Origin of the sequence: Benzoatithermus flavus (assembly GCF_037908215.1) — a bacterium.
GTDB classification, from domain to species: Bacteria; Pseudomonadota; Alphaproteobacteria; order Geminicoccales; family Geminicoccaceae; genus Benzoatithermus; species Benzoatithermus flavus.
Genome location: NZ_JBBLZC010000004.1, coordinates 1 through 25,519, shown reverse-complemented (window position 1 = coordinate 25,519; position 25,519 = coordinate 1). Strand labels below are relative to the sequence as shown.

Annotated in this window: 25 protein-coding genes; 14 read left to right on the top strand and 11 right to left on the bottom strand. The window is 68.6% G+C overall.

Features of this window, described 5'->3' with window-relative positions:
* The first annotated feature begins 20 nt into the window (after window positions 1-20).
* Both U1T56_RS05245 and U1T56_RS05240 read left to right on the top strand, forming a co-directional pair.
* The gene (locus U1T56_RS05245) at window positions 21-1,082 is read left to right on the top strand and encodes a DMT family transporter (protein ID WP_418158394.1); all 1,062 of its coding nucleotides are present in this window, start codon (window positions 21-23) and stop codon (window positions 1,080-1,082) included.
* 60 nt (window positions 1,083-1,142) lie between these two features.
* Window positions 1,143-2,450, top strand: coding sequence for a hemolysin family protein (locus U1T56_RS05240; RefSeq protein WP_418158393.1), 1,308 nt, complete (start codon window positions 1,143-1,145; stop codon window positions 2,448-2,450).
* A 13-nt stretch (window positions 2,451-2,463) separates the two neighbouring features.
* Here U1T56_RS05240 and U1T56_RS05235 read toward each other — a convergent pair whose 3' ends face one another.
* The 5 genes from U1T56_RS05235 to U1T56_RS05215 all read right to left on the bottom strand — a co-directional run bounded on the left by U1T56_RS05235 (window position 2,464) and on the right by U1T56_RS05215 (window position 7,418).
* Complete coding sequence (locus tag U1T56_RS05235; RefSeq protein ID WP_418158392.1) at window positions 2,464-2,679, bottom strand: hypothetical protein; 216 nt, start codon at window positions 2,677-2,679, stop codon at window positions 2,464-2,466.
* Between the two features lie 87 nt (window positions 2,680-2,766).
* Window positions 2,767-4,350 (bottom strand): OmpA family protein, encoded by a 1,584-nt coding sequence (locus U1T56_RS05230; protein WP_418158391.1) that lies wholly within the window; start codon window positions 4,348-4,350, stop codon window positions 2,767-2,769.
* Window positions 4,351-4,357: 7 nt separating this feature from the next.
* Complete coding sequence (locus U1T56_RS05225; protein ID WP_418158390.1) at window positions 4,358-4,621, bottom strand: hypothetical protein; 264 nt, start codon at window positions 4,619-4,621, stop codon at window positions 4,358-4,360.
* A 195-nt stretch (window positions 4,622-4,816) separates the two neighbouring features.
* Window positions 4,817-6,262, bottom strand: coding sequence for a peptidoglycan -binding protein (locus tag U1T56_RS05220; RefSeq protein ID WP_418158389.1), 1,446 nt, complete (start codon window positions 6,260-6,262; stop codon window positions 4,817-4,819).
* 7 nt (window positions 6,263-6,269) lie between these two features.
* Window positions 6,270-7,418: a flagellar motor protein MotA gene (locus U1T56_RS05215; RefSeq protein WP_418158388.1), complete on the bottom strand. Its 1,149-nt coding sequence runs from the start codon at window positions 7,416-7,418 to the stop codon at window positions 6,270-6,272.
* Between the two features lie 251 nt (window positions 7,419-7,669).
* On the opposite strand from U1T56_RS05215, the gene U1T56_RS05210 reads away from it, so the two are divergent.
* Entirely contained in the window at window positions 7,670-8,056 is a 387-nt protein-coding gene (locus U1T56_RS05210) for a DUF3775 domain-containing protein (protein ID WP_418158387.1), read from the top strand.
* A gap of 79 nt (window positions 8,057-8,135) precedes the next feature.
* On the opposite strand, the gene U1T56_RS05205 is transcribed toward U1T56_RS05210, so the two are convergent.
* A complete protein-coding gene (locus U1T56_RS05205; RefSeq protein WP_418158386.1) occupies window positions 8,136-8,468 on the bottom strand; it encodes a four-helix bundle copper-binding protein in 333 nt (110 codons plus the stop codon).
* Window positions 8,469-8,608: 140 nt separating this feature from the next.
* On the opposite strand from U1T56_RS05205, the gene U1T56_RS05200 reads away from it, so the two are divergent.
* Window positions 8,609-9,229 carry a glutathione S-transferase family protein gene (locus U1T56_RS05200; RefSeq protein ID WP_418158385.1) on the top strand — a complete coding sequence of 207 codons (621 nt, stop codon included), beginning with the start codon at window positions 8,609-8,611 and terminating at the stop codon, window positions 9,227-9,229.
* Window positions 9,230-9,476: 247 nt separating this feature from the next.
* Window positions 9,477-11,162: a formate--tetrahydrofolate ligase gene (locus tag U1T56_RS05195; RefSeq protein WP_418158384.1), complete on the top strand. Its 1,686-nt coding sequence runs from the start codon at window positions 9,477-9,479 to the stop codon at window positions 11,160-11,162.
* A 96-nt stretch (window positions 11,163-11,258) separates the two neighbouring features.
* Here the strand turns inward: U1T56_RS05195 and U1T56_RS05190 are convergent, their stop codons facing one another.
* On the bottom strand, window positions 11,259-12,038 hold the full coding sequence (locus U1T56_RS05190; RefSeq protein WP_418158383.1) for a hypothetical protein: 780 nt from the start codon (window positions 12,036-12,038) through the stop codon (window positions 11,259-11,261).
* Window positions 12,039-12,557: 519 nt separating this feature from the next.
* Here U1T56_RS05190 and U1T56_RS05185 point away from each other — a divergent pair.
* Entirely contained in the window at window positions 12,558-13,181 is a 624-nt protein-coding gene (locus U1T56_RS05185; protein WP_418158382.1) for a hypothetical protein, read from the top strand.
* Between the two features lie 24 nt (window positions 13,182-13,205).
* Here the strand turns inward: U1T56_RS05185 and U1T56_RS05180 are convergent, their stop codons facing one another.
* A complete protein-coding gene (locus U1T56_RS05180) occupies window positions 13,206-14,282 on the bottom strand; it encodes an NAD(P)-dependent alcohol dehydrogenase (RefSeq protein WP_418158381.1) in 1,077 nt (358 codons plus the stop codon).
* A gap of 81 nt (window positions 14,283-14,363) precedes the next feature.
* Entirely contained in the window at window positions 14,364-14,825 is a 462-nt protein-coding gene (locus tag U1T56_RS05175; RefSeq protein ID WP_418158592.1) for an Lrp/AsnC ligand binding domain-containing protein, read from the bottom strand.
* A 224-nt stretch (window positions 14,826-15,049) separates the two neighbouring features.
* Between U1T56_RS05175 and U1T56_RS05170 the strand changes: the two genes are divergently transcribed.
* From U1T56_RS05170 to U1T56_RS05155, 4 genes are all read left to right on the top strand, one after another.
* The gene (locus U1T56_RS05170; RefSeq protein ID WP_418158380.1) at window positions 15,050-16,312 is read left to right on the top strand and encodes a D-amino acid dehydrogenase; all 1,263 of its coding nucleotides are present in this window, start codon (window positions 15,050-15,052) and stop codon (window positions 16,310-16,312) included.
* Window positions 16,313-16,340: 28 nt separating this feature from the next.
* Window positions 16,341-17,432, top strand: a complete 1,092-nt coding sequence (alr, locus tag U1T56_RS05165) for an alanine racemase (protein WP_418158379.1) — start codon at window positions 16,341-16,343, stop codon at window positions 17,430-17,432.
* Between the two features lie 156 nt (window positions 17,433-17,588).
* Window positions 17,589-19,004 carry an amino acid permease gene (locus tag U1T56_RS05160; RefSeq protein WP_418158378.1) on the top strand — a complete coding sequence of 472 codons (1,416 nt, stop codon included), beginning with the start codon at window positions 17,589-17,591 and terminating at the stop codon, window positions 19,002-19,004.
* Window positions 19,005-19,115: 111 nt separating this feature from the next.
* Window positions 19,116-19,325: a hypothetical protein gene (locus U1T56_RS05155; RefSeq protein WP_418158377.1), complete on the top strand. Its 210-nt coding sequence runs from the start codon at window positions 19,116-19,118 to the stop codon at window positions 19,323-19,325.
* Between the two features lie 25 nt (window positions 19,326-19,350).
* Here the strand turns inward: U1T56_RS05155 and U1T56_RS05150 are convergent, their stop codons facing one another.
* Window positions 19,351-20,094 carry a cell wall hydrolase gene (locus tag U1T56_RS05150; protein ID WP_418158376.1) on the bottom strand — a complete coding sequence of 248 codons (744 nt, stop codon included), beginning with the start codon at window positions 20,092-20,094 and terminating at the stop codon, window positions 19,351-19,353.
* Between the two features lie 771 nt (window positions 20,095-20,865).
* Here U1T56_RS05150 and U1T56_RS05145 point away from each other — a divergent pair.
* From U1T56_RS05145 to U1T56_RS05135, 3 genes are all read left to right on the top strand, one after another.
* Window positions 20,866-21,822 (top strand): YihY/virulence factor BrkB family protein, encoded by a 957-nt coding sequence (locus U1T56_RS05145; protein ID WP_418158375.1) that lies wholly within the window; start codon window positions 20,866-20,868, stop codon window positions 21,820-21,822.
* A gap of 119 nt (window positions 21,823-21,941) precedes the next feature.
* Entirely contained in the window at window positions 21,942-23,114 is a 1,173-nt protein-coding gene (locus tag U1T56_RS05140) for a glycosyltransferase (protein ID WP_418158374.1), read from the top strand.
* Window positions 23,115-23,418: 304 nt separating this feature from the next.
* Window positions 23,419-24,234: a carbon-nitrogen hydrolase family protein gene (locus tag U1T56_RS05135; RefSeq protein WP_418158373.1), complete on the top strand. Its 816-nt coding sequence runs from the start codon at window positions 23,419-23,421 to the stop codon at window positions 24,232-24,234.
* Window positions 24,235-24,287: 53 nt separating this feature from the next.
* Here U1T56_RS05135 and U1T56_RS05130 read toward each other — a convergent pair whose 3' ends face one another.
* Complete coding sequence (locus U1T56_RS05130; RefSeq protein WP_418158372.1) at window positions 24,288-24,449, bottom strand: entericidin A/B family lipoprotein; 162 nt, start codon at window positions 24,447-24,449, stop codon at window positions 24,288-24,290.
* Between the two features lie 303 nt (window positions 24,450-24,752).
* On the opposite strand from U1T56_RS05130, the gene U1T56_RS05125 reads away from it, so the two are divergent.
* On the top strand, window positions 24,753-25,037 hold the full coding sequence (locus tag U1T56_RS05125; protein WP_418158371.1) for a hypothetical protein: 285 nt from the start codon (window positions 24,753-24,755) through the stop codon (window positions 25,035-25,037).
* Window positions 25,038-25,519: the final 482 nt, after the last annotated feature.

Below are 25,519 nucleotides of genomic sequence, written 5' to 3'. Positions count from 1 at the left end.
TGCGGAACGGTCCAGGACCGATGCCCCTGTCTTCGAGCCCCATCTGGCCCGGCGTGCCGGCGGCACTGGCCTCCGCACTCCTGTTCGGCGCCAGCACCCCGGCCGCCAAGCTCCTGCTCGGCGCGGTCGATCCCTGGCTCCTGGCGGCGTTCCTCTATCTGGGGGCGGGCCTCGGGCTCCTGATGCTGCAGACGGGCCGGCGCCTCGGCGGGGCAGAGCCGGCCGAGGCGCCGCTGCGCCGGGCCGATCTGCCCTGGCTCGCCGCCATGGTAGCGGTGGGCGGCATCGCGGGACCGGTGCTGCTGATGCTGGGCCTCACCCGCAGCGAGGCCTCGTCCGCCGCCCTCCTCCTCAACCTCGAAGGCCTCGCCACCATGGCGATCGCCTGGCTCTGGCTCCGCGAGGGCGTCGACCGCCGCCTGCTGCTGGGGGCCGTAGCGATCCTCGCCGGCGCCGTCGTGCTGTCGTGGCGCGGCGCGGTCGGCGGTGGCTGGGGGATGCTCCTGATCGCGGGCGCCTGCCTCGCCTGGGGCATCGACAACAATCTGACGCGCAAGCTGTCCTCGGCCGACCCCGTCCGGATCGCCACCATCAAGGGCATCGTCGCCGGGAGCGTCGATCTCGCCCTGGCGCTGGTACAGGGCGCGGCGCTGCCGGCCGCCGCGCTCGTGCTGGTGGCCGCCCTGATCGGTCTTTTCGGCTACGGCATCAGCCTGGCGCTCTACGTCATGGCACTCCGGCATCTCGGCGCCGCCCGGGCCGGGGCCTATTTCTCGACCGCACCCTTCGTCGGCGCCGTCGTCGCGGTCGTGCTCCTGGGCGAGCCTTTGAGCCCGCAGCTCGTGCTCGCGGGCGGACTCATGGCGTTGGGCGTGTGGCTCCATCTCACCGAGCGGCACGAGCACTGGCACGAGCACGAGGCGCTCGTGCACGAGCACGCCCACATCCACGACGAGCACCATCGCCATGCACACGGACCCGATGCGCCGCCGGGCGAGCCGCACAGCCATCCGCACCGCCACGAACCCCTGCGGCACAAGCATCCGCACTTTCCGGATCTTCATCACCGCCATACGCATTGATGGAGCGGACCGGCATACGATCTTTCGTGCGCCGGCCTCGTGCCTCCCGCAGGTGATCGGATGCCCGCCCTCGAGCTCGTCATCGTCCTCTGCCTGATCCTCCTCAACGGCTTCTTCGCCATGTCCGAGCTCGCCGTGGTCTCGGCCAGGAAGCCCCGGCTCAAGGCGATGGCGGATGCGCGCCAGCGCGGGGCAGAGGCGGCACTGGCATTGATCGAGAACCCGGGCCGGTTCCTCTCGAGCGTGCAGATCGGGATCACGCTGATCGGCGTGCTCGCGGGCGCTTTCAGCGGCGCCACGCTCGCGGGCCATCTCGCGGTCGAGCTCCGCCGGCTCGGTATCGGCCCCGGCTTGGCCGATACCGTCGCGGTCGTCGTCGTGGTGGCGGCCGTGACCTATCTCTCGCTGATCGTGGGCGAGCTCGTGCCGAAGCAGGTGGCGCTCAGAAACCCGGAGCGGATCGCCGCCCTCGTGGCACGGCCCATGGGCCTGCTCGGGCGGATCGCCGCCCCCGCGGTATGGCTGCTCGAGGTCTCGTCCCGGTTCGTGCTGCGCCTTCTCGGCATGGGCGAGCAGCCCGAGCAGCGCGTCACCGAGGAGGAGATCCGTCAGCTCATCGCCGAGGCCGAGAGTGCCGGCGTGGTCGAGCCCATGGAGCGGCGGATGATGACCTCGGTCATGCGCCTCGCCGACCGCTCGGTCCGCAGCCTGATGACCCCGCGCCACGAGGTCGAGTGGCTCGATCTGGCGCTGGACGAGGCGAGCCTGAGGAGCCGGCTGCTGTCCTGCCGCCATTCCCGGCTGCCGGCCGGCGAGGGCGGCATCGACGAACTGCGCGGCATCGTCGTCGTCAGGGAGGCGCTGGTGCGGACCCTGACCACCGGCCGGCTCGACGTCATGGCCGCGCTCCGGCCGCCCACGGTGGTACACGACGGCATGGACGCGCTCGACGCCCTCGACAGCCTGAAGCAGTCGCCCACCGACATGGCGATCGTGGTCGACGAGTACGGCACGTTCGAAGGTGTCCTGACCACGACCGACCTGCTCCACGCCATCACCGGTGCCTTGGGCCTGCAGATCGGCGAGACCGAGCCCGACGCGCTTCAGCGCGAGGACGGCTCCTGGCTTCTCGACGGCATGAAGCCCGTGGAGGAGGTGGCCGATCTCCTGCGCCTGCCGCTACCGGCCCGGCGCGACTACCATACCGTGGCCGGCTTCATGCTCGACCGGCTGCGGCGCATCCCTCAGCTCGGCGACGCGATCGAAGCCGGCGGCTGGCGGCTCGAGGTGGTCGACATGGACGGCCGCCGGATCGACAAGGTGCTGGCGCAGCCGCGGCCGGTCCGCCCGGGCAGCTATCGGCCGTGACGCCCGGCGCCGGCTATTGCTGGGTCGTGCCGGTCGAGGGCGCCGGCGTCGTGGGAGCAGGGGTGGCGGGTGCCGGCGTCGTGGGAGCAGGGGTGGCGGGCGCCGGCGTGGTCGGCGCCGGCGCGGTTTCGGTCGACGTCGGGCCCGTGCGGAGGACTCCGAAGGCGTAGGCCAGGGCCACCACGACGATCACCGCCAGGACGATATAGAGCACGGTCCGCTGGTTCATGGGCGCTCCCTCCCGTTCGTGGGATCGCACGTTATTACTATGAAGTCACGTCTCGGTCATCCTCCGAGCCGGCTTGTCATCCGATCGTCAGGGCGTGGTGAGCCTGAGCTCGATCCGGCGATTGCGGCTGCGGGCCTCCTCGGTCCGGCCGGGCACGAGCGGCTGCCGGTCGGCGAGCCCGGTGACGACGAGCCGGTCCGAAGGCAGGCCGGCGCCGATGAGATGATTGGCCACGGCCTCGGCGCGCGCTTCCGAGAGAGCCTGGTTCGAGCCGAAGCGGCTGAAGCGGACCGGGGTGTCGTCGGTGTGGCCCTCGACGTGCAGGGTCCACGCCGTCCCGGCCGGCAGCTTGGCGATGGCCTCCCGCAGCCGCTGCGCTACCTTCTCGAGCTCGGCGCGCCCGTGCGGGCTGAGCTGCGCCCGCCCCGGCGCGAACAGCCCGGCGGCGCCCAGAATCAGCCGATCGCCGACGGCCTCCACTCCCGCTGCAGCCGCCACGCTCGAGCGAATGTCGGCGAGGAGGGAGGCAGGATCGGGCGAGGGCGAGACTCCTACCGCTCGGCTGCCGGTGACGAATGAAGGCTCGATACCTGCCATCGCGCTGCCGGTGTCGGCTGGCGACGGCGTTCGGGTACCGACCGGGGGCGGCTCCTCCTCGCTCGTTGCCACGAGCGGGGTGAGCGCCGCGGTCCGCAGCGCCGTCGCGAGCTCGCCTTTGAGGGCGGCGAGCTGCTGCTCGAGCGACGATCGCTCCGCCTGGAGTCGCTCGCGCTCCTCGGCCGCCACGGCGCGAGCACCGTCGCTCTCCTTGGTCCGGGCCTCGGCGATCTCGAGCCGGCCCACCAGCGTATCGGCGCGCTCCTCCGCCGCCGCCCGTGCCCGATCCGCTTCGGCGAGACGGTCGGCGGCTTCCTGGGCCGCTCGGCGCGCCGCGTCCCGCTCGCCGGCGAGCCGGTCGCGGTCGGTCGCGGCTTGGTCGCGCTCGGCGGCGAGGCGATCGCGCTCCGCCACGAGAGCCTGGACGCGCTGCGCCGTTTCCGCAGACCGGGCTTCGCTCTCGCGGCGCAGGTTGGCCAATGCCGTGTCGCGTGTGGCGATGGCCCGGTCCATCTCGGCGCCGGTGGCCCGTAAGGCCGCGATCTCCTCCTGCGCCCGAGCGAGCTGTTCCTGCAGCCGGGCGACCGCGGCCCCGTCTCCTGCCGCGTTCTCCTCCTGCTCGGTGGAACGTGCCGCGAGCTGCGCCTTGGCTTCCACGAGCGCCGTCTCCGCTGCCGCGAGCCGGGCGCGCAGGCTCTCCGCCTCCTGCTCGAGGCCGAGCGCCCTGGCCGACTGCTCGTCGAGCGTGGCTCGAGCCGTGGCGAGATCCGCCTCGGCGCGCGCCCGGCGCTCGCGCTCGGCGGCGAGCTCGTCCTCGGCCCGGCTGTGCTCCGCACGCATGGCGCGGAGCTGCCCGAGCTCGGCGCGCATCCCGGCCAAGGCCTGCTCGCTCGTCTCCGCCCGCCGCAGCGCTTCGGCCTGGCCCTGCTCGGCCCGGTCGATCTGGCTCTCGGCGAACCAGACGAGGCTGCCGGCCACGGCGACCGGCACCAGAGCAAGCCCCAGCGTGCGGGCACGGTTGCGGCGCTCCCAGGCCTCGAGCTGCTGCTCCAGCTCGGCGATCCGCTCGGTCATCGACATCTCACCCTCTCGCTGGCCGGCGATGGAGTCGAGCGATCAGCTCCACGAACGCCTGATGGGCCTCCTGCTCGCCTCTCGCCGCGAGTGTGCGCCATTCCTCTTCCAGGACGGCGAGCCCTTCGGCCCGCTCGCGCTGCTCGATTGTCCGTGCGAGCGGCAGAGCGGCGAGCGCCGCTAGCAGGAGACCCACGGCGAGCATGGTCAGCTTCGGCATGCCGGGCAGCGAGAGCCCCGCGGTGGCGATCAGGATGCCGCTCGCGGCCATGGCGATTGCAACGTGCCGGTAGAAACGTCCGGCGCGCTCATGGCATCGGCACATCGGCGTGAGATCCGGCGCATCCGGCTTCTGCACGTACGTTTCCCAGATTTGTTCAGCTTGAGCGATAATAACTGCTCATCGCCCTAGCGCAGCTGGATGACACGGCGCCACAGAGAAGTTGCCGCGCTGGCCTCGGCCCGCTCAGCGTGTGGTGAGCTTGATCTCGATGCGGCGGTTGCGGCGGTAGGCTTCCGGGCTGTCGCCGGGGTCGAGCGGCTGGAACTCGGCGAAACCACGCGCCGCCACCCGGTCGGCCGGGACGCCCTGACCGATCAGGAACTGCGCCACCGCGATGGCGCGTGCGGTCGAGAGCTCCCAGTTCGAGGGGAAGCGCGGCGTGCTGATCGGGATCTTGTCGGTATGCCCGTCCACCTGCAGCACCCAGGGGAGGTCCGGCGGGATCTCGGCCATGATCTCCTTGAGCGCGGTCGCGATCTTGGCGAGCTCGTCCCTGCCGCGCGGCTCGATCTCGGCCGAGCCGCTGTTGAACAGCACCTCGGACTGGAACACGAACCGGTCGCCGACGGCGCGGATGTCCTCGCGATTACCGAGCGCCTGCCGCAGCCGGCCGAAGAACTCGGAGCGATACTGCGACAGTTCCTCGACCTTGCTCGCGAGCGCCATGTTGAGGCGCTGGCCGAGATTCTCGATCGTGGCCTTCTGCTGGTCGATCTGGCTCTGCTTGATGTCGAGGGCCTTCTCGAGCTGAGCGAGCTGCTGGCTGAGCGTGCGGATCTGCTCGGTCAACGCCTGCACCTGCTGCACGGCCTCCTCCTTGGCGCTCGTCTCGCCGCCGAGTCGGTTCTCCAGCTCCTTCGAGCTGCGCAGGAGTTCCTCGATCCTGAGATCGCGGGCCTGGATCTCCTTCTGCGCCAGCATGGTCCTGTCGTTGGCGTCCTCGAGCTTCGCTTCGAGCGCCTTCGAGCGGTCGCGCGTCGTGCCGAGTTCCTCCAGAAGGCGCCGTCGCTCCTCGTCGGTCGCGGACAGGTTCGTAGAGAGCTCGGCCACCCTGCCTTCGAGATCGGCGCGGACCTTCTGCAACGCTTCGATGTCGCGGCGGAGCTGGACGAGCTGGCCGAGCTGGACCTCCATCTGCTCCTTGCTGGTCTTGACGCTCTCGCGCGCGGCCGAAAGCTCGCGCTCGAGATCGGCCGCACGGGCCTGCGCCTTGCTCTGCTCGAGGCGCATCTCCTCGAGCGTGCGCTGCAAGAGCGCCTGCTCGCGGGTGAGGTTGCTCACCTGCTCGGAGAGCTGGGCGCGCGCCTGCTCGCTCTCGTTGAGGTCGGCCGAGAGCTCGTCGCGATCCAGGAAGGCCTGCTGCAGGTCGGCGTTGATCCGGGCGAGCGTGCGGCGCAGCTCGGCCGCCGCGTCCTGCTCGAGCCCGAGCTTCGAGGTGAGGTCCTGGACCTGGCCCTCGAGGCGGCGGACCGCCTCGTTGCGGCCCTGCAGGAGCTGGCCCAGGAAGAACTGCGCCAGCACGAACACGACCAGGAGAAAGATGATCGAGAGGATGAGCGTCGAGAGCGCGTCGACGAAGCCGGGCCAGATGTCGACGACGTGCCGCCCTTCGCGCCGCGTGCGTGCCATGGCCGGACTACTCCCCCACGGCCTGCGGCTCGCCGGCGACGATGGCGATGGTGCGTGCGACGAGCTTGATCTCGTTCCTGATCTCGCGGCTCAGCTCGTGCCGGCCGCGCGTGACCTCCTCGAGCAGCCGGCCGAGCTGGACGTCGGTGTTGCGGATGTGGTCGCGGGTCACGGGGTCGAGGCCGCCCGCTTCGCCGCGATGGCCGAGCTGCTGCAAAAGGGCCTGCTGGCCGCCGACCATGCGCTCGAGCAGCTCCTGCTCGCGGGCGAGCCGGTCGCCGAGCGCGGCGAGGTTCTGGTTGAGCTGGTTCATGGTGCCCTGCAGCACTGCGCGCTCGCTCTCGCCGCGTGCCACGAGCTGCTGCAGGCGGTCGAGATTGTCGGCCGTCTGCTGCAGCAGCGCCGAGACGTAGGCCGGCAGCGCCGGGCCGCCGCCGAGATCGGGGAAAGCGCCTTCCGGCACGGCGAGCCGGGTGATGCCCGAGAGCCACTCCTCGAGCTCGTTGTAGAAGCTGTGCTCGGCCTGGCTCGCCTGGAGATCGAGAAAGCCCAGGATCAGGGAGCCGGCGAGGCCGAACAGCGAGGCACTGAAGGCCGTGCCCATGCCGGAGAGCGGCTGCATCAGGCCGTTCTTGAACTCGTTGAACGCGGCGACGAAGTCGCCCGAGCCCAGGGTCAGGCCGGCGATCACCCCGCCGATCGAGCCGATCGCCTGGATCAGGCCCCAGAACGTGCCGAGGAGGCCCAGAAAGATCAGGAGGTTTCTGAGGTAGGTGGCGATGTCGCGGTTCTCGTCGAGCCGCGAGCTGATGCTGTCGAGGAGATGGCGCAGGGAGATCGCCGAGAGCGAGGCGCGGCCGCGCCGCTGCCGCTCGCCGAGCACGGCCGCGATCGGGGCCAGGAGGTGCGGCGCTTCCTGCATCGAGAAGCCGGGAGCGTTCGTGCGGAACGCCTCGATCCAGCGTGCTTCCGGCTTGAGGCGGAAGATCCGGCGCAGGTTGAGGAAGACCCCGAACAGCAGGATCGCCAGAATCAGGCCGTTGAGCCAAGGATTGTGCTGAAACGCCTGCCAGACGATCCGGTGCAGAACGCCGGCCACGACCGCGGCGAGCAACAGGAAAACGAGGCTGCGGTAGACGAATCGCTGCGGGGTCATTGCCGGTCTCGTCGCGTGGTGATCCAGCATCTGCACCGGACTCTACCGCGTGCAGCACATCCCGCCACCGCCAAATTCACCTATCTGGCGCCAAACGCCTGATTGTGGCCGAAGGAACGCTTCGTCGCAGGCGGAATTCCTTGTCCGAGCCGCTTGGATGGACAAGCGTGCCCGCACGGGCGCATGAATGTCGAAACGAGCACGAGGCCGGGCCGCGGGCGAGGCGAGCCGGCTTTCTCTGGAGTGGCGTCATGCTGACCATCAACCCGGACATCGTCTGCCGGATCATCTACAAAGCGCGCGCCTTCGACGCGAAGACCGACGTGGTCGAACCCGATCCCGGCTCGAACATGGCCGAGGACGAGATGCTCGAGGTGATCGAGGATTATCCCGACGACGCCACGCAGCAGGAGATCGCCGAGTTCATCAACGGGCTGAACGAGGACGAGCAATGCGAGCTGGTGGCGCTGGCCTGGATCGGGCGCGGCAGCTACAGCAAGGACGAATGGCGCGAGGCCCTGCGTGAGGCGCGCCATGCCCACAACGGCCGCACCGCCGAATATCTCCTGGGCATGCCGCTCTTGGGCGACTATCTCGCCGACGGCCTCGCCGAGTTCGGCTACTCCTGCGAGGAGTAGGCGCCGCGAGGCGCGCGGCTCTCGGGGGAGGCGGCATCGGGGCCTGCCGACCGGCTCGGCTCCAGGACGGCCGTTGCCGTCATGCCGCCATGCGGCGGCAGCTCTCGGCACAGGCCCGGCAGGCCTCGACACATTCCTGCATCTCGCCGACCTGCTCGCAGCTCCGGGTGCAGGCCTCGCACAGCGCAGCGCAGGCAGCGCAGCTATGCTTGTGCTCGGGCACACCCAGGAGCATCACGTGGGCGCTGGCGCGGCAGGCCTCGGCACAGGCCAGCATGAGCCGGAGATGCGCGGGCTCCACGTGCTTGCCGCCGGCTTCCAGGCAGTGCTGCGAGGCTTCGGTGAGGCAGACCTGGTAGCAGCGTAAGCATTCCTCGATGCAACCGCGCATGTCCGGGCTGATCGTCAGCATGTTGGCCTCCTGATGCTGTCATCGAGCGGATGCCGGTGGTCCGGCGCGAGGCTAACGCCGCCTTATGGGCACCGGTTCCCCTCTTGCCCGCGAGCGGCGGGGACGGCACCTTCGCGCGGGCAAGGATCGGGAGGCCTCGGATGCTGAAGGTCTGGGGGCGAGCCAACTCGCTCAACGTGCAGAAGGTGATGTGGGCCGTCGCCGAGCTCGGCCTGCCGTACGAGCGCATCGACGTCGGCGGCGCCTTCGGCGGGCTCGACACGCCGGCCTACGCCGCGCTCAACCCGAACCGGCTGATCCCGGTGCTCGAGGATGGCGGCACGGTGGTGTGGGAATCGAATGCGATCGTGCGCTACCTCGCGGCGCGCTACGGGGCCGGAACTTTGTGGCCCGAGGACCCGGCCACGCGCGCTGCGGCCGACCGCTGGATGGACTGGCAGCTCACCACGCTGCAGCCGTCCCTCTCGCCGGTCTTCCTGGGACTCGTCCGCACTCCGCCCGAGCAGCGCGATATGGCAGCGATCGGCATCCACGCCGAGCGCCTCGGTCAGGCGATGCGCATCCTGGACGATCATCTCGCCGGCCGCCGCTTCGTCGCGGGCGACGCGCTCACCATGGGCGACATCCCCCTCGGCTGCGTCTACTGGCGCTACGTCAACCTCGCGATCGACCGGCCCGAGCTGCCGAACCTCGCGGCTTGGCACGAGCGGCTGGCGGCGCGCGAAGCCTACCGGCAGAACGTCATGCTGCCGCTGACCTGAGCCGGCGCAGGGGACGGGACGGCCGGGGAGCAGCCGCCCTTGCCGGAGACGCCGCTCTCCCGGCCTGCCGTCGTGGCTCCCGGCGTGCCGATGCCGCCCTCTCCGGCGAGGCGCTCGTTCGGCTCCGATGCCGGTCGAACGGCGCTGTTCATCCGTAAGAAAAATTCTGCTATCGTGAGGAAAATAGGATGGCGACCCCGGCATCGTGGCCGGGACCGCCGGAGCGATCGGGAGAGCCGGGTTGAGCATGCCGTCTGATATCGAGATCGCCCGTGCCGCGCGCTTGCGGCCGATTCAGGCCGTGGCCGAGCGGCTTGATATTCCGGAGGAGGCGCTGCACCCGTACGGGCGGCATATCGCCAAGCTCGATCTCGGCTGGATCGAGGGACTGGCCGGCCGGCCCGACGGCAAGCTCGTGTTGGTAACGGCCATCAATCCCACGCCGGCGGGCGAGGGCAAGACCACGACCACGGTGGGTCTGGGCGACGGTCTCAACCGGATCGGCAAGCGGGCGGTGATCGCCTTGCGCGAGCCCAGTCTCGGCCCCTGCTTCGGCATGAAGGGCGGTGCGGCCGGCGGCGGTTATGCCCAGGTCGTGCCGATGGAGCAGATCAACCTCCACTTCACCGGCGACTTCCACGCCATCGGCAGCGCCCACAACCTGCTGGCAGCGCTCCTCGACAACCACGTCTACTGGGGCAACGAGCTCGGGCTCGACGAGCGGCGGATCACCTGGCGGCGCGTGGTCGACATGAACGACCGGGCGCTGCGCTCCATCGTCTCCTCCCTGGGGGGGATCGCGAACGGGTTCCCGCGCGAGGACGGCTTCGACATCACCGTGGCCTCCGAGGTGATGGCGGTGTTCTGCCTCGCGCGGGATCTCCGCGACCTCGAGCGGCGGCTCGGGCGGATGATCGTGGGCTATACCCGCGACCGGAAGCCCGTGACTGCCTCCGACCTCAAGGCCGAAGGTGCGATGACCGTCCTTCTGAAGGACGCCCTCGCTCCCAACCTCGTCCAGACGCTCGAAGGCAATCCGGCCTTCGTCCACGGCGGTCCGTTCGCCAACATCGCGCACGGCTGCAACTCGGTCATGGCCACCCGGACCGCGCTCAAGCTCGGCGAGTACGTCGTGACCGAGGCGGGCTTCGGTGCGGATCTCGGCGCCGAGAAGTTCTTCGACATCAAATGCCGCAAGGCCGGCCTCGAGCCCGCCGCCGCCGTGATCGTCGCCACGGTCAGGGCGCTCAAGATGCACGGCGGCGTCGCCAGGGATGCGCTCAAGACCGAGGATCTGAAGGCGCTCGGCAAGGGGCTCGCGAACCTCGCCCGACACGTGCGCAACGTGCGCAAGTTCGGGGTGCCCTCGGTCGTGGCGCTCAACCGCTTCGTCACCGACACCGAGGCCGAGCTCGAGCTCGTGCGCGACTACTGCCGCCACGAGCTGGGCGTGGAGGCGCTGGTGTGCGAGCACTGGGGCCGCGGCTCGGCCGGGACCGAGGCGCTCGCACGCCACGTCGTGGAGCTGTGCGAGGCGCCGCATCCTCTGGACGGGCGCGGCTTCACCCATCTCTACCCGGCCGAGATGCCGCTCTGGGAGAAGATGCGCACGATCGCGCGCGAGATCTATGGAGCCGAGGACGTCATCGCCGACCAGCGGATCCGCGATCAGTTCAAGGACTTCCAGACGCGCGGCTACGGCCACTTCCCGATCTGCGTCGCCAAGACCCAGTACAGCTTCTCGACCGACCCCGACCTGAAAGGGGCGCCCTCGGGCCACGTCGTCCCCATCCGCGAGCTCCGGCTGGCCGGCGGCGCCGAGTTCCTGGTCGTGATCTGCGGCGAGATCATGACCATGCCGGGCCTGCCCAAGAACCCGGCGGCGCACCAGATCCGTCTCGACGAGAATGGGCAGATCCAGGGCCTGTTCTGAAAAAGCCTCGGCTGGTGGCAGGCGCACGATGGTGCCGGCCACCGGCCTTCGGCATCGGCTCGCGTTCAGCGCAGCAGGACGCTGCCCGCTTCCGGCTCAGCTCCTGTAGTGACGGGCATCGACGACGAACAGGCAGTGGGCGAGCAGATCGTTGATGTCCCGGATGACTGCCCTGACGTCCCGGCGGCGAGGCCGGCGATCGTCGTGCCGCTCGTCCTTGCGGTCATCGTGGCCGTGGTCGTTGTCATCGTCGTCGCTGTCGAGAAGATCGGCCAACTCGCACAGCAGCATCTTCAAGTCGGCGACGGAACACTTGCCCTTGGTCCGGATGTCGTCGAGCTTGACCGCGTTGGGATCGATGTCGACGGTGACCTTCCGGCCATAATAGCGAACGTCGAGGCGGATCTTGCCGATGTCGAGGACGAGATCGCGGCACGCGTGATCATCGCGGCGATGCCACCAGTCGTCGCCCGATCTCCACTGGCCCCAGTCGTCCCTGCTGGTCAGGGTGCAGTAGGTCCGGAACGGCTCCTTCTTGAAGGTGGCTATGGCGCCGCGACGGCCGCTCTTGTAGATGCTGCCGGTGATCTTGCCTTCTACATAGAGCTGCTTGCCGTACCTGAACTTGCTGACAAGAATTTCGCCTTTGAAGTAGTAATCGTCTTCATAATGGTAGTGATCTTTCCTGTCGTCGCCTCGGAAGTCGACGGAGCCCTTCACATTCTTGAGAAGCAGCCCTTGGGAATGATCGTTCGAGGAATTGGGGTGCTCACCCGACGCCGCGGCTGCGAACGCGACATCGAAAGGATTCGAGCCCGCCAGAATAGGCGTTGCCGCAGCAATAGCTGCGCCGGAGAGCAGAAGCCGACGATTCATGATGTACCTCCGTTCCAAATGACGATACAGATCAATTCGTCTGCATCACCGCACCTTCCATCGAGGGTGCGGTGATGCAGACGACAATCGAAAGCATTGGTGCGTAAAGGCATCGAGAAAATATCTGCATGTCTGCTTATATTCCCTTAATCGAGAACATGATGATATCTCGGGTGTTTCGGGGGGGGGTCAACCGTGCTGTTGCGTGTCTGGTGAATCCTCCCAGATAAAAATCTATATTAGTCAATGATGATCATACCATGAAGCCAAAGTTATCTTCTATGGGAAGTTTAAAGATTGTGCAATGTCGTTTCCAGGTAAGCAGATGCGATCATCATCTACTCGAAAGAGTATTATAAATTACAAGCAGTATGGATTTTAGTATTTCTCTCTTTGAGGGATATTTTGGAGTTGATGACGGGAAGGGCTCGGGAGCGTGAGAGCGGGCCTTCGCGTCGAGCCGTGCGGCATCGGCCTGCAAAGGAACCCGGAATATCGACCATCTGTTGCTGATGGGCCATGCCCGATTTGTCCGCCTGCCTGCCCTGCGTACCGTTGGCGCCCGCGCTGCTCGCGTCCGCGCTGCTTCTCGCCGCCTGCACCGGGCCCGACGTCGTCAGCGGGCCTGCCGCCAATCCGTCCGCCGCGCGTGGGCTTCTGGTCGCCGCTGCGGCCGAGGGGCGGGCGGTTCCGCTCGCGATCGATACCGTGCCACCCGTCTTCTCCGGCGGCTCCGCCGAGATCGCCGGCACGGCGACGGCTGGCGTGTCCTGGCTGCGCGCGCGGTTCGAGCCGGTGGGGCTCGGCAACGTCGATCACGGTCGGCGCCGGCTCGTGTTCCGCTTTGAGGACGTGCCGCACGATCCGGTCGCGACCTGCTCGGCGAGCCCGCCGCGCGGCGGCCTGCCTCCGCCGCCGCTGCAGCTCTACGCCGTGTTCTGCGACGGCCCGCGTCCGGTCGCGGACGTGAACGGCAGGGCCGCCGACAGCGGGCCCGCGGCCGCCGATCAACTCGTGGCCGCGGTCACGAACCGGCTCTTCCCCGGCAGCGACACCGGCTACTCCTACTTCCCCGGCATCTCGCTCGGGGTCGGCGTGGGCAGCGGCGGTGGCTGGGGCCTGGGCGGCGGCCTCCATTTCTGAAGGTCCGCCGCAGCGGCATCGCGATCAGGGCGTGATCGCGACCTTGAGCACGCCGTCGCGCTGATGCGCGAACAGATCGTAGGCCTCCTCGATCTGGTCGAGCTTGAAGCGGTGCGTCACGAGCGGCCGCAGGTCCGCACGGCCGGAGCGGATTACGTTCATGAGCCGGCGCATGCGCTCCTTGCCGCCGGGGCACAGCGTGGTGACGATCGTGTGATCACCCAGTCCCGCCGCGAAGGCGCCCAGTGGAATCCTGAGATCGCTGGAATAGACGCCCAGGCTCGAGAGCGTCCCGCCCGGCCGGAGCGAGCGCAGGCACGCCTCGAACGTGCCTTGCGTGCCGAGCGCCTCGATCGCGACGTCGACCCCGCGTCCGTCGGTCAGGCGCATGATCGCTTCCACCGGGTCCTCGGCCCGGAAGTCGACGACGTGGTCGGCACCCAGCCGCCGCGCCATCTCCAGCCGTGCCGGGACCGTGTCGACCGCGATCACGGTCGTGGCCCCCATCAGCCGCGCCCCCGTCGTGGCGCAGAGCCCGATCGGCCCTTGCGCGAACACCGCGACCGTGTCGCCGATGCGGATCCTGCCGCTCTCGGCACCCGAGAAGCCGGTCGACATGATGTCCGGGCACATTAGGACCTGCTCGTCCGTGAGATCGTCCGGCACCGGCGCCAGGTTGGCCATGGCGTCCGGCACCAGCACGTACTCGGCCTGGCAGCCATCGATCGTGTTGCCGAACTTCCAGCCGCCGATCGGCTTCCAGCCGTGCGCCGTCCCGGCACCGTCCTGGGAGTGACAGCCGCACAAGGACGCATTGCTGTAGCCCGAGGGCGTGATGGCGCCCGCGATCACGCGCTGGCCCTCGCGATAGCCCCGCACGGCCGAGCCCAGCTTCTCGATCACGCCCACCGGCTCGTGCCCGATGGTCAGCCCCTTGGCGACCGGGTACTCGCCTTTGAGGATGTGCACGTCCGTGCCGCAGATGGTCGTGGTCGTGATCCGGATCAGTGCGTCGAGCGGCCCGACGTCCGGGATCGGCTTCTCGTCCAGCACGATCCGGCCGGGTTCGACGAAGACGGCGGCCTTCATTCTTGCAGCCATGATGCTCTCCCCTTTCAGCCACCACCGGCTCGAACCCTACACCAGCAGGCCGGGGGGCGCAGCCCTCGATCGGGCACGGCTCTACCGCACCCCGATCGGGATCGCGGTCGTCTCCTTGACCTCCTCCATCACGACGAGGGTCTTGGAGTTGCGCACCCCGGGCAGGTGGCGCAGAAGCTCGCCCAAAAGCTCGCGGTAGGCGTTCATGTCGGGGATGCGCGCCTTCAGGAGGTAGTCGAAGTCGCCCGAGACGAGATGGCATTCCAGGACCTGCGGCAGCTTCTGGATCGCGCGCTTGAATTCCTGGAAGATGTCGGGCGAGGTGTAGGTGAGGCTGAGCTCGATGAAGACGAGGAGCCCGGCGTCGAGCGCGCGCGGCTCCAGGATCGCGGTATAGCCCTTGATGACGCCCGCCCGCTCGAGCCGGCGTACCCGCTCGAGGCAGGGCGAGGTGGTGAGCCCGACCTTGGGTGCGAGATCGGTGAACGAAATCCGGCCATCCGCCTGCAGCTCCCGCACGATCCGCAGGTCGATCGAATCCAGCTTGACTTTCCGTGGCTTGGCGCGCGAAGCAGCAGCTCCTGTGGCAGAAAGGACGTCAGGCCGGGAAAGATTCCGTACTTCGTCGTAATTTGCAAACATTTTCGGGAATTTTTGGCTAGATTCCGCGGCACCTGGCCGCAGCGAGCCCGTTTCGTCCTCCATAGACAACGGGAGTCTTTGGCTCGCGAGCCCGGCACAGCCAGTCATTCAGGGAGCTTCGTGGCATGCGCGTGATCGTGCTGGGCGGTGGCGTGATCGGCATCACCTCCGCCTACTATCTCGCCGAAGCGGGGCACGAGGTCGTGGTCCTGGACCGCCAGGAGGGCCCGGCGCTCGAGACCAGCTTCGCCAACGCCGGCGAGGTCTCCCCCGGCTACTCCTCGCCCTGGGCCGCACCCGGCATCCCGCTCAAGGCCTTGAAGTGGCTGTTCATGCGCCACCGGCCGCTGTTCATCTGGCCCAAGCCCGATCCCGACCTGATCCGCTTCGGCCTGAGAATGCTGCAGAACTGCACCGCCGCCGCCTACGAGCGCAACAAAAGCCGCATGGTGCCGATCGCCGAATACAGCCGCGATCTCCTGCGCGCGCTGCGCCAGAAGGCCGGGATAGCGTACGACGAGCGGTCCAAAGGCCTGCTCCAGCTCTTCCGCCAGCAGAAGCAGCTCGACGGCACCGCCAAGGACATCGCCATCCTCGGGAAGTTCGATGTGGCTTACGAGCTCCTCGACGTCGAGGGCTGCGTGCGCCACGAACCGGCACTCGGCTTCGTGCGCGAGAAGTTCGTGGGCGGCCTGCGCCTGCCCGGCGACGAGACCGGCGACTGCTTCAAGTTCACCAACGCGCTCGCGGCCCTGTGCCGGCAGCTCGGGGTCGAATTCCGCTACGGCACGCGCATCGACGCGATCCTGACCGAAGGCGGCCGCGTCACCGGGATCGCGACACCGGCCGGGACGGTCACGGGTGATGCCTACGTCGTGGCGCTCGGCAGCTACTCGCCCCTGCTCCTGCGCCGGATCGGTATCGATCTGCCGGTTTATCCGGTGAAGGGCTACTCGCTCACCGTGCCGATCACCGATCCCAAAGGTGCCCCGGAATCGACCGTCATGGACGAGACCCACAAAGTCGCGATCACGCGCCTAGGCGATCGCATCCGGGTCGGCGGCATGGCCGAGCTCGACGGCTACAACACCAAGCTGCGGCCTTCGCGGCGCGCGACGCTCGAGTACGTCGTCGGCGATCTCTATCCCAAGGGCGGCGACGCCACGCAGGGCACGTTCTGGTGCGGGCTGCGGCCGATGACCCCGGACGGGCCGCCGGTGATCGGCAAGGCGAAGTACCCGAACCTCTGGCTCAACACCGGCCATGGTACCTTGGGCTGGACCATGGCGTGCGGCTCGGGCCGCGTGCTCGCCGATCTGCTCTCGGGCAAGGAGCCCGAGATCGACGTGCGCGAGCTTGCGATCGACCGCTACGCGCGCGCTGCCTGAGACGCTGCCCGAGCCGAAGGGGAGAGCCATGCGTCCCGCCACTGCCGTGATCGATCTTGCCGCCCTGCGCCACAACCTCGCCGTCGCGAAGGCGCGCGCCGGCGGCGCGCGGGTCGTCGCGGTGGTCAAGGCCAACGGCTACGGTCATGGCGCTGCCCGCCTCCTGCCGGCGCTGGGCGCTGCCGACATGCTGGGTGTCGCCTGCATCGAGGAGGCGCTGGGCTTACGCGAGGCCGGCGCCGTCCAGACGATCCTCCTCATGGAGGGCGTGTTCGAGGCGGACGAGCTGCCCCTCTGCGCCCGGCTCGGCTTCGACATCGTCGTCCACGAGCCGGGGCAGATCCGGATGCTGGAACAGGCGCGCCTCGATCACCCGCTCGCGGTCTGGCTCAAGATCAACACCGGCATGAACCGGCTGGGTTTCCGCCCCGAAGAGGTGCCGGCCGCCCTGGACCGCCTGCAGGGCTGCGTCGCCGTCGCTTCCGGCATCCGCCTGATGACCCACTTTGCCAGCGCCGACGAGCCTTCGAGTCCGGCGACACGCGAGCAGATCCGCCGCTTCGCGGCGACGGCCGAAGGGCTCGGGCTCGAGCGCTCCTTCTGCAACTCGGCCGGCCTCCTCGCCTGGCCCGAGGCGCATGCCGAATGGGTGCGCCCCGGGATCATGCTCTACGGCGTGTCGCCGCTGGAGGGACGCACCGGCGCCGAGGAGGGCCTGCGGCCCGTCATGACGCTCGAGACCCGGCTCATCGCCGTCAGGGAGGTGCGCGCCGGCGAGGCGGTCGGCTATGCCGGCACGTGGCGGGCGGAAGCCCCGACCAGGATCGGCATCGCCGCCATGGGCTATGGCGACGGCTACCCGCGCCACGCGCCATCGGGCACGCCCGTGCTCGTGAACGGCAGCGAGGCGCCGCTCGCCGGCCGGGTCTCCATGGACATGCTGGCGATCGATCTGAGCGGGCAGCCCGAGGCGCGGGTGGGCGATCCTGTGATACTATGGGGCGCTGGTCTCCCGGTCGAGACGATCGCCGCCGCTGCCGGGACGATCGCCTACGAGCTGCTCTGCGGCATCACCGGCCGGGTCCACGTCGAGCTGCGGGACGGTCCGCCGCCGGACTGAAAGCCCATCCTTCATCGATAAACGGCGGCTCGTGTCGAAGCCGCCCGATAACCATTCGTCTGCGCGGGACAAGGCGATCACGCCGGCTCCAACGAGTCGCGGCGTGGCGTTGCACGCGCCGCGGCCGCATGGATCATGCATCGGGGAGTGCTCAGCATGCACGACACGCGAGCCATATCGAACCTCCTCCGCGAGGAGGAGCAGCATGAACGCGAGGATCTCGTCCGTGGCCTCAAGGACCGCCACGTCCAGCTCATCGCGATCGGCGGCGCCATCGGCGTGGGCCTGTTCCTGGGCTCGGCCACCGCGATCTCGCGCGCTGGTCCGGGCCTGGTCCTGGCCTACGCGCTGGGCGGCCTCGCCATCTTCTTCATCATGCGGGCCTTGGGCGAGCTCTTGACGTATCGTCCGGTCGCGGGCTCGTTCGCCTCTTATGCCGAGGAGTTCGTCGGCCCCTGGGCCGGTTTCTTCACGGGCTGGTCCTACTGGTTCATGTGGGTCGTCACCGGCATGGCCGAGATCACGGCCGTCGCGGTCTACGTCAATTTCTGGTTTCCGAGCGTCCCGCAATGGATCCCGGCCCTGGCCACGCTGGTCGTGCTCTACGGGGTCAACCTGATCGCGGTGAAGGTGTTCGGCGAGCTCGAGTTCTGGTTCGCGCTGATCAAGGTGATCACGATCGTCGCCATGATGGTGATCGGCCTCGTCGTCATCCTGTTCGATGTGGGTGAGCTCGGCCAGACCGCGAGCTTCGCCAATCTCTGGAACCACGGCGGCTTCTTCCCGACCGGGATCCTGGGTGTGGTGCTCGTGCTGCAGATCGTGATGTTCGCCTACCAGGGTGTCGAGCTCGTCGGCGTCACCGCGGGCGAAGCCGAGAATCCCGAGAAGACCCTGCCGCACGCGATCAACAGCATCGTCTGGCGCATCCTGCTGTTCTATATCGGGGCGCTCGTCGTCATCATGTCGCTCCTGCCCTGGACCGAGTTCCAGCCGGGTGTCAGCCCCTTTGTCCTCGTGTTCGAGCGCATCGGCATCCCGGCCGCGGCCAGCATCATCAACTTCGTCGTCATCACCGCTGCCGCCTCGTCCTGCAACAGCGGCCTCTTCAGCACGGGCCGGATGCTCTACACCCTGGCCCAGTTCCGTCAGGCACCGCACGCCTTCGCTCGCGTCAATGCGCGCCACGTGCCGGCGGCCGCGATCACCGTCTCGGCGGCGCTCATGCTGATCGGCGTCGTACTCAACTATCTCGTGCCCAAGGAGGTGTTCGTCTGGGTCACGAGCGTGGCACTGGTGGGCTCGCTCTGGACCTGGGGCATGATCATGTATGCTCATCTCAAGTTCCGCGAGGCGGTGGCGGACGGCCGCGCCCCGGCCGTGGGCTATCGCATGCCGGGCGCTCCGGTCGCGAACTGGCTCGTCATCGCCTTCCTCGTCCTGATAGCGCTCTTCCTCGGCATCGACGCCGACACCCGTGTGGCCCTCTACGTGGCGCCGATCTGGTTCGCGATCCTCGCCATCGGCTACCGGCTGAGCCGGCCCGAGATGGAAGCGGCCCAGCCCGCCTGAGCCTGCGAGACGCATCGGCGGCGGGGACTTCCTGCCGCCGACGACGCAGGTGGCGCAGGAACGCCGTGCCGCAACGCGTGTTGCATTGCGGTCATGAGCAGGAGACGACGAATGAAGAATCCGTTCCTCAGCCTCTGGCTGAGCCAGGCCAACGCTTGGGCGGGTGCCATGCACGGGCTCTGGGCCGCCGAGCTGCAGCGCCAGCAGACCCGGATGTTGCACGAGATGACCCGGCAGATGCTCCACTTCTGGTCCGGAGCCTGGATGATTCCGTCGGCCTCGACTCACGCCGAGCGCAAGCCGTCCTCCTCCCGCCGCTGACCCGCCACAGCGCCGCCCCCGGCCGTCAGGGATTGCGGGCGACCTCGAGCCCTCTGGCCCGGTAGAAATGATGGCCGCCGATCCGGGCCGTCCGCTCGAGCACCTTGGTCCAGCGCGGCATACGCTGGCCGCGCGCCTTCAGGACCTTGGGCGCCACGAAGTGGGTGGCGCCGTCGGTCGGGTCCTGGTAGCCGTCCTCGAGCGCCATGCGCCAGACCAGAAGCCGCGCCATCTGCAGGGCCGCAGCGTCGGCGGTGCTGCGCGGGCGCGGGAAGGGTGCCAGCGCGTTGCGCTCGAGGGCCTGCACGGTGGCGCGATAACGGCCCTTCGCCACCGGCTCGAACGCGCCCGTCTGCGCGATGACGCTGCAGGGATGCACGGAATAGGCCGGGTCGCTCGCCCGGTTCAGCACCACGGCCACCACCGCCCGCATGCCGTCCACGCCGTCGGAGCGGGCCTCCGCCCAGGCGATGAAGGCGAGGCAGCGCATGGCCCGCTCGCGTTGCCCGGCCGGGAGATGGTCCAGAAGCACGAAGCGTCGCAAGGTCCTGGGGGCGATGAGCGGCCGCCTCTCGTCGGGCCGCCAGGCGAGCGTGCCGGTGAAGGCACGGCACTCGAGGTCGTCGCGCGCGCAAGGTGTCAGCTTCGCGTGTTCGGCAAGGGCCACGTGCGCCGGGTAAGGGTCGCGGCCTTTGCGTGGGGGATAGGTATCGGCCTCCGTCGGGGTAGGTGCCGCCGCCACGTTCAGGGCGGCCAGCAGGGCGGACACCAGCAGGGTGTCGCGAGCGCACGGCATCGCCGCTGGCGACCTCGCCGGCGGTCAGGCGGAGCCGCTCCAGGCGTTGCAGCGAGCATCTCTTCTCGTCTCGAGGCAAAGGCCAAGCCGCCGCCCAGCGATGCTCGCGCGCATCGGAGTCCTCCCAGTGTCACCCGTGCGGGCAGGCTAGCCCGCTTTCCGGCGCAGGAAGACGACGATCGTCAGCAGGTTCCCTCGGGGGAGGCAAAATCGGGATCACGAAGCCGTGTTATAATTTTAAAGATAATTTTCATGACATTTGAGCAGTTAAAACGTTTTATGTCGGTTTTATGCCAATATTGTATATGCTCGAACACAAATCGCCAATGCATGGTTGGGTAAACGTTCGCCGGCGGCACCACAGCCGCAGGAAGCCGTTCCTTCCCCGGGGCGGGCAGGGGCCTCGAAAGGAAGGCCGAGGTCCGTCGGTCAGGAACCGCGCGGTTCCTCCTTCGTTGCTTGCGCGGGCGAGAGCGTCGCCACGCCTGAAGCCGGTGTCAGGAGAAAAAGGGAATGGAGCGGACCCACGCAGGCGATCAACATGAGACCGGCCGCAATGATGCCGCCTCTGCGGGTGCCAGGCGCGCGACCGCTGGAGCCGGCACGACTCTGCCCCAGCTCCTGCTGGGCCTCGGCGTGGCATGGCTGGCGCTCGTCCACCGTCGCGGCGGAAGCAGCCATGCCGCTGGAGGGAGCGATCGGGCCGAGCGCTCCGGATCGGCAAGCCCGGCCGGACGGCGGCCCATGCCGGCGGGCGGCGCCGGGCGTACGGCGGCCAGCCCGACCGAGATTCCGGCCAAGGGGTGGTGGGCGGTCGTGCAGCGGGTCTGGGCCGAGATCGGCAAGGACAACATGACGATCATCGCCGCCGGCTGCGCCTTCTATGCCATGCTCGCCCTGTTCCCGGCGATCACGGCCCTGGTCTCGATCTATGGCCTCGTCGCCGACCCCGCGGCCATCGAGCAGCACATCGGCACGCTGCAGGGCGTCCTGCCCCAGGAAGCGGCGAAGCTGATCGTGGATCAGATGCACAGTGTGGCGAGCACCACCACGGGTGCTCTCGGCTGGAGCGCGGCGCTGGCGATCCTCCTGGCGCTCTACAGCGCCTCCTCGGGTGTCAAGACGCTCTTCACCGCTCTGAACGTCGCCTACGAGGAGGAGGAGGACCGCAGCTTCCTCCGCTTCAACCTCACCGCCTTGGTGTTCACGTTCCTCGCGATCGTGAGCATCATCATCGGGCTCGGCATCATCGTCGGCGTGCCGGCGGTGCTCGCCTATCTGCCGCTCGGGCCGTTCGCGGAGTGGGGCGTGCGGATCGCCTCCTGGCTCGTGCTGCTGGCCCTCGTCATCGTCGGGCTCGCCATGATCTACCGCTTCGGTCCGAGCCGGGCGCCGGCGAACTGGCGCTGGCTCACGCCGGGCTCGATCACCGCCGCCGTGCTCTGGCTGCTGGCATCTGCCGCGTTCTCCTTCTACGCCGCGCACTTCGGCAGCTACAACAAGACCTACGGCGCGCTCGCCGGGGTCATCATCCTCCTGATGTGGCTCTACATCAGCGCCTTCGTGATCCTGCTCGGAGCCGAGCTCAACGCGGAGCTCGAGCTGCAGACGGAGAAGGACACGACCACCGGCCGGCCGGAACCCATGGGCGAACGCCAGGCTTACGTGGCGGACCATGTCGTGGGAGGACGTACCGTCTGATGGCGGGCGCATCACCCTCGCCGTTTCTTCCCGGCCGCTCCGTTCACCGATCCTAAACCGGCCGGCGCGCACAATCCCCTCGTCACGCCGCTCCCCGGCTGCGGCGCGACGGCGATGGGATGGCGCTGCCGATGCATGTCGATCCGGCTCTCGTGCTCACCGCTCTGGCCGTGCTCGCGGGCATGGCCGGGCTGCACCCGTTCCTGACCTATCCTTTGAGCCTCGTCCTGCTCCGGCCGCTGGTCGCCGCCGGACGACGTCCCTCGCCGCGTGCGGCCGATGCCGTCGATCCGTCGGTCGCCATCGTCTGCTGCGCCCACAACGAGGAGCGCTCGCTGCCCGCGAAGCTCGCGAATCTCAGGGCCCTGCAGGCGCGCCATCCGGAGCTTTCCGTCCACCTCTATTCCGACGGCTCGACCGACCGGACCAACGAGATCCTGCGCGAGCAGGCGGAGGGCTTTCGCGTCGTGATCGGTGCCGAACGCCAGGGCAAGAGTGTGGGCATGAACCGGCTCATGGCCGAGGTCACGAGCGACCTGGTCCTGTTCACCGACGCCAACATCGAGCTCGACCTCGGGGCGGTGGCGAACGTGAAGCGCTACTTCGCCGATCCGGACGTGGGCTGCGTCTGCGGCCATCTCGTCCACACGCTGGCCACGGACCGTGGCTCGCCCGTGGCCATCTCCCGCTACTGGCGGCTCGAGCAGGCCATCAAGCGCCTCGAGACCGCCCTCGGCACCACGATCGCGGCCGACGGCGGGCTGTTCGCGATCCGCCGCGCCCTGTTCCGGCCGGTGCCGCCCGACATCATCGACGACATGTTCACCTCGGTCTCGATCTTGTGCGACGGCTACCGCCTCGTGCAGGCCCCGGACGTGGTCGGCGACGAGGAGCCGCAGGCGAGCCCGGGCGCCGAGATGCAGCGCAAGCGCCGGATCGCCTGCCGCTGCTTCCGCTGCCACCGGCTGTTGTGGCCGCGGCTGCGGCGCCTGCCGTGGCTCAGGCTCTACATGTACCTCTCGCACAAGCTCCTGCGCTGGTTCAGCGGCGCGCTGCTCGTGAGCGCGGTGTTCCTGATGCTGCTGGCGTTCGCCCTGCTCGCTCCGATCGTCACGATCGTGGCACTGCTGTCGGCCGCCGGCGGCGCCGGCCTCGCCCATGTTCTGGCCCGGCGGCATTACGAGACCGGCAAGGCCGTCCTCGCCGCCCTCCTCTCTCCGAGCCTGGGCGTGCTCGACGCCGTGCAGGGCAAGACCTACACCGTCTGGACCCCGGTGCGCGGCTACTCCTGAGGCGGCAGGGGGAGGGGCGGTCGGCAGAGCGCGATCCGGCCGATGCTGTGGATCGGATCGCGCCGGACGGCGGTGCGGGCTGCCGTGGCGTCCTCTCGGCGGGAGGTGCACGTCATGACGGCTCGGCTGCGCGTTTCGGCGCTGCCTCGTCCGTCCGGCGCGTCGTTCTCCGGCTCGGATGCATCCTTGTGCCCGGCTCGGTGGTCGATTTCCGTGCCGTCCCGCCATTGCCGGCAAGCAGCGGCTTCCGATGCTGCCGGCCAGTCGTTAGCATCCTCTCGAGCGGTGAAAGGGCAGCGAGACCATGCGCGTTTGTGTCATTCAGATGAGCTCGGTCAACGACAAGGTGGCGAACCTTGCGCAGGCGCGCACCCTGATCGAGCAGGCCGTCAAGGAGGACCGACCCGATCTCGTGCTCCTGCCCGAGGTATGGGCATTTCAGGGTGGGACGGCCGAGGAGCGTCAAGCGGCGGCCGAGATCGTTCCTGGCGGGGAGGCCTACCGGCTCCTGCAGGATCTCGCCAGGCGGCACGGCATCCTGATCCACGGCGGCAGCTTTCTCGAGAAGGGCGAGAAGCGGCTCTTCAACACGACCGTGGTCCTCGACCGGCAGGGCAGGGAGATCGCGCGCTACCGCAAGCTCCATCTGTTCGACGTCGTCACCCCCGATGGCCGAGAATATCGCGAGTCGGCTCTGGTCGGCCGGGGCGAGGAGATCGTCACCTACGACGTGGAGGGAGCGCGCATCGGCTGCTCGATCTGCTACGATCTCCGCTTCGGCGAGCTCTATCGTCAGCTCGCCGCCAAGGGTGCCCAGATCCTCATGGTGCCGGCCGCGTTCACGCTCCAGACCGGCAAGGACCATTGGGAGGTGCTGCTGCGCGCGCGGGCGATCGAGACCCAATGCTATGTCGTGGCGGCAGCCCAGGTCGGCGCCTTCCCGGCGGGGAAGGATGTGCGCCACAACTGGGGGCACAGCATGATCGTCGATCCTTGGGGCAAGGTGCTGGTGCAGGTCTCCGACCGGCCCGGCTTCGCCACGGCCAAGCTCGACCTCGACTATCTCCGGCGCGTGCGCGAGATGATCCCGGTGCAGCAGCACCGCGTGCTGCCGGGATGAGGCCGGAGCGCCACCCGGCCGCACGGCTCCGATGGCGCTCCGGCGGGTCGGGCTCAGTAGGTCGAGTGCCTGATCGCCCGGCCGGTCTGCTCGACGTCCTCGCCGGCGCCGCGGATCGTGTTGCAGGCGGTCAGCGTCGAGCTGGCGAGAAGGGCTGCGAGCAGAACCCAGACGAGTGACGACGAGCGCTTCTTCACGGAAAAGAACGAGGGCATCGTTGATCTCCTGACGGGGTCGCGATCGGCCGGGCCGATCAACTGCCGGGAACCAACCAGCAGCCGTGATCCGGGTTCCGGACCGGCGTTCGGGAGCCATCATCCGGTACGAGACCAGCGACAGTCATGGAGCACGAGTCTGGCGGGAAAAGGCTGCAGGATATTTCGGCAATGCACTCGTCGGTGCATCGGCCGCTTCCATGGCATTGCTGGAACCTTTTCATTAGTTCAACGTTATATGACTCTCGTATACGCGTGACGTGTAAGGACGTGACGCGTGAGGAAATATCGAACGGAGAGCCCATGAGGAACGATGCGTTCGCGGCCGGTCCCGGTAACGACAGGGCGCCGGAGACCGAAGGTATTCGCTGGCGCTCGCTCAAGGAGCACGTGCAACGCTATCTCGAGCGGGAAGGCGTCCCGCTGGCGCAGGCCGAGCGGTACAGCCACGAGATCGTCGTGCTGTGCGCGCACGATCTCGAGGCTTCGGATCGCGATGCTCTCGACGAGCGCGCACTGAGCGAGGCCGAGACCATGCTGCGAGGCTGGCAGGCGGCACGGCGGGAGACCCTTCTCGAAGGGGTCTGATCGCGTGAAGGGTCTGATCCCGTCTTCTCGTTCGCACCCCGGAAAAAGACCGGTCGCGGCCGGTCGTTTTTTCGGGAATCCGAGACCCGCTCCGATGGTCGGGCGGCGCTTCCTTCCAAGGCGGCGCATCGAGGGCTTCGGCCGGTTCCCGGCGATCGGCCCGGCCGGTGAGCGCGCCGTCCGGGCCGTCGATGCGCCATGCATATGGATGGAATGTGCAGGACGTATTCGCCTCAAGACCCGTCACCGCTTGCGGTGAGCCCGCCGAAATGGAAGAGCCGCACGTCCGCGCGGCGGGGGACGGCCGGTCCGAGCCCGACGAGCTTCCAACACTACCCTGCCAGTTTCATAGCCGGAGATGGTGGGCGAATGACCCTGCCCCCGTTGTGCCCTCACTCATAAGGGGAGTCTGTTCCGGTTCTGGTCCATTCGGGACCGGTTGGCATACTCGATCGGTGTGAGCCCATTCAGGCTGGTGTGGG